The organism is Rothia nasimurium, assembly GCF_928381415.1.
GTDB classification, from domain to species: domain Bacteria; phylum Actinomycetota; class Actinomycetes; order Actinomycetales; family Micrococcaceae; genus Rothia; species Rothia nasimurium_H.
In genome coordinates this window covers 1-3,801 of record NZ_CAKMSF010000016.1, presented here as the reverse complement: position 1 = coordinate 3,801, position 3,801 = coordinate 1, and the positions used below count along the sequence as shown (strand labels likewise).

Below are 3,801 nucleotides of genomic sequence, written 5' to 3'. Positions count from 1 at the left end.
GTGAGCGGGCTGTGGAGAATCTACGGCTTGTTGATGGTGCTAATGAGCGGTATTGGGTTAGTGATATGCCTAAGAGCGTGAGTGCGCCGGTGGCTGGGTCTGCTGGTCCGCGGGGGCCTGAACCTGTGCCGGGGTTTGACCCTGGGGCTGATTATGGCCCGAGCCTGTAAGCTCAACTGTTCACTATGGAACAGTTGAGCAGGCCCCGTAGAAACGGATTTTTCCGGATCTACGGGGCCTGTTGCGCGCTAGGGGGGTTATTTTTGCGTGATGGAGCGCTTTGAGGGGCGCAGGACGAGGCCTTTGAAGCCGTTTTGCTTACCTTGGCCTTGGCCTTCTTCGGTGACGTTAGCGTTAGGCAGGTGGGCTTGGGCTTCTTGAAGAGCCACACGGAAGCGGCGTTTGAAGTCATGAATCTCCTGTGCCTGAGAGCCAAACTGAGCCTGAAGCTGTTCCCAGTTGATGTACAGCGGGGCCTGGAGCTGGGGGAGACGGCTAGAGAGCCACAGGTAAATGTCCAGCGCCAGGGGTGATTTGGATTCGCTGAGCAGTTCGCGCCAGGTTTCAGTTTCGACCGGGACGGCGTTGCTCTGAATGACGGACTCGAAGAAGTCGTCTGAGAGCAGGAGGTAGGACTCGCGTTCTTTAATGTCGGCGTTAGCGTCGAAGACGATTTCGCGACCGCGACCGACCATCAGGTCATATTCGGTGATTTTGGTGTCGCCGTTTTCGCGGTGTTCGGTGATGGATACGTTGATGGTCATGGAGAGCACGGCGCGCAGTTGCTTCTCAGCATTTTTAGCAGTTTTGCTATCCCATTTCAGCCCAAGGTCTTTAAGAAAACCACGGTATGACTTGGATAAATCAATTCGAGGTGAGCCGGTTTTTTTGGCTTCAGTGGTCAGATATAGCAGGGCTGCGCGAGCGAGTTTCCCTGAGGGGATGAAGCTCTCGACGGTGCCGTCGGGGTTGGTGATAGCACCGGCTGTAATGGCGGTGCGGTTACGGCCGTTCTCGCGTACCCAGAGGTTGCTCTCGATGGGGCGATAAGGCAGGGAGCCGTAGATAAGGGTTGCCGGGTAGAAGCTCTTGTGAAGCTTTTCTACTTCCTCGCTAGAGGCGGGGGCAGTAACGTTTGAGATGGTATTATTTTCCATGTCATTCCTTTGCTTTAAGCGGTGTAAGGACTGGCAAGCCCTCAACCTGTTAGCGCAGGTATGGGGGCATTTTTTATGCCGTTGTGCTACCCGTTTAGCCTACGCTGCACTTGGTCTTGTTGCAGCTCTACACGCGGGTAAGTCAGTTTTTCTTTCGCTTGTCAGGTGGGACGTTTACGGGGAAGGGCAGGCGAGTGGGACATTTAGCCCGAAGTGGCCCGAAGTGGGTGGGGGATTTAGCCCGAAGTGGGTGGGGGATTTAGCCCGAAGTGGGTGGGGGATTTAGCCCGAAGTGGGTGGGGGATTTAGCCCGAAGTAGTGGGGGATTTAGCCCGAAGTAGTGGGGGATTTAGCCCGAAGCCTCTAATGAGAACGTCTGAGAACGCACTAGTGAACAAACGACTTATCTAGCAAAATTAGACGTTCACCAAAAGGCTATTAACAAAAGGCTTTTAACAAAAGAAAAGGAATGCTACGCATACTCTCCCTTTTCTTGAGTGCTCAATCGCCGCACTCAAACTCTGGCTTTGGCGCCGTTGGCGCATTCTGCATTCGCTCGTGCCTCGCTCATGCTCTTGTGGGGGGGACGCTCCCGCTCCCCCCGCACCCCCCCCTAGCGCTGGCGCGCAAGCTACCGCTCGCTCACCCTGCGCCTGCTCCCTCGCAAGCTCGGTGCGCTGGCTCCGGGTAAGTGCTCGCTCTCGCTTGCGCGCCTGGAATCGGCATTTTCGGCTTTTTGTGTGATTGAGATGGGGTTGAGTTAAAAAGTCTTGTTAAGTACGCGCGCGAAAATTTTTTTGGTAAAGACAGTCGTAAATATCGCTAAAACGCCCAAAAACCCACTTCTAAGAGCTTGAAACCCCAAAAATGCCCGGAAACCCGTCCGCAAATTTTTAGGGCCTTAGAAAGGCTTGTAGAGCTTTTGAGGGGTAGGGCGTGTAGACCCTGGGGGCAGAGGGGGCCAGAAAATTTTTTTACATGTACAGCTGCATGTACTCAAAACCCCGGATAACTAGCGCAAAAACCCTCTTTTGCAGACCCTCTTCAGAGCCATAAAAAGCCCCTCTGACTAGCGGGGACACGGACACGCACGACCTTTGTGGTCTATGGTTTTTGATAAGCCCCTCTTCACGGCTCCCCGGTACCGACACTTTGCTGAATGCGCCGTGAGGAAGACCGAAGAGGAGGTGAGTACTGTGAAGCGGAAGAAGGCCGAAAAGAAGGCCCGCGAAGCTCGCAAATGGGTGGAGTCCATTGCGAAACTTCTACGGGCCGTTGCTGAATTCTGGAATGCCATCGACGGTTAGTTAGGCCTGTCGTAAGCATTCCCCAGTACAGGGTGCCCTTCATCTGATTTAGCGGTCGGTGAAGGGCATCTGCTTTTGTCCCTCAAGTCTAACACTGGGGTGTTTTGTTGTCTTTAGCGCGTATCCATGCAGAAAAAATACCGCTACGACCACCCCGCCCCAAGGGAACTTTCTCACTTATCCAAGGTGAGCTACGGAAGAAGAATCACGTGTAGGACATCGCCGTCCGCACCGTCCATCCATCCGTCTCCCCGTAAGGAAAAACCGTGCGCCCCAGCAACCGCACTTGCCCCGTCTGCCGGAAAAACTACACCGGAACCACAGCCACCTGCTCCAGCGCCTGCCGAGCCAAAGCATCCCGCCGAAAGCGCACCGGCCAACCCATCGCCAACCCCTACAGCCCCCAAGAAGTCGAAGAAATCCTGACCGAACTGCACCAGCTGCGAGCAGAAAACCAGCGTCTACGCACCGGACAAAAGCGCACCAAAGACTGGAAAGCAGAAGCAACCAAGACGCAGGCAAAACTCGCCACCGCCCAAAACCGGCTAGCCCCCTACAGCGAGCAAAACCAGATCCTGAAAGAAGAGAACCGCCAGCTCACCCGCAAGCTCAAAAACGCTGGCCGACTCATCTACCGACTCCAAACATCACTAGGAGCACCAAGCACCCTCATCTCTGACTACATGCACTTCGCCCGCTGGTACTACAACCACAAACCCCATCGCGAATGGGACGAGCACGACTACACCCGGCACAAGCGATTCATCAAGTTCCAAAGCCACGCCAAAGCCCAAGCAGAACACAAACGCCAAGAGCACCTAAAGAAGCTACCCCCAGCTATCAAAGGACTTATGACCTTAGAGCATGAAGAAGACTAAGCACCCAAACAACACCACCACCCAAAAGCAAAGAGCAAACACAACTAAGCAAGCCACACACAGAGCACCCACCCCCACAAAACAACCAGAACGAAACCACCAAACCACTACCCAAGAACACCCACCACCACTAAACTAGAAAGTAAGAGATAACAACAGGCACGTATGCCAAACACAGTTTGGGCTAGCGCCCCGTGACAAAAACGCACACCAACCCAGGGCGAAAGGAGGTCAGACAATGAAAGGCGGAATGGTCTTCTTCAAAGGCACCGGCGGACAAGCTGCACGGCGCTATCTTGAGCAAGATACCCAGCTAGCAGCCAGCGGTTACTACACCGAAAACAACCAGCTTCTAGCCACCCGCACCGCCTACACCTCCGATGGAAATATCGAGGATATTCAGCTTCTGACCCCCGAGGAATACCAAGGGTGGGTTGAATGGATTGACCCGCGCACCGG

At 54.4% G+C, this 3,801-nt stretch carries 3 protein-coding genes; 2 read left to right on the top strand and 1 reads right to left on the bottom strand.

Translation table 11 applies throughout. From position 1 onward, the window contains the following. Positions 1-257: 257 nt before the first annotated feature. A complete protein-coding gene (locus L7A20_RS11725) occupies positions 258-1,157 on the bottom strand; it encodes a replication protein RepA (RefSeq protein WP_237223664.1) in 900 nt (299 codons plus the stop codon). Positions 1,158-2,730: 1,573 nt separating this feature from the next. Here L7A20_RS11725 and L7A20_RS11720 point away from each other — a divergent pair. Beyond that, on the top strand, positions 2,731-3,342 hold the full coding sequence (locus L7A20_RS11720; RefSeq protein WP_237223663.1) for a hypothetical protein: 612 nt from the start codon (positions 2,731-2,733) through the stop codon (positions 3,340-3,342). 238 nt (positions 3,343-3,580) lie between these two features. Continuing rightward, positions 3,581-3,801 (top strand): hypothetical protein (locus L7A20_RS11715; RefSeq protein ID WP_237223662.1); only part of this gene is annotated, 221 nt, incomplete at its 3' end.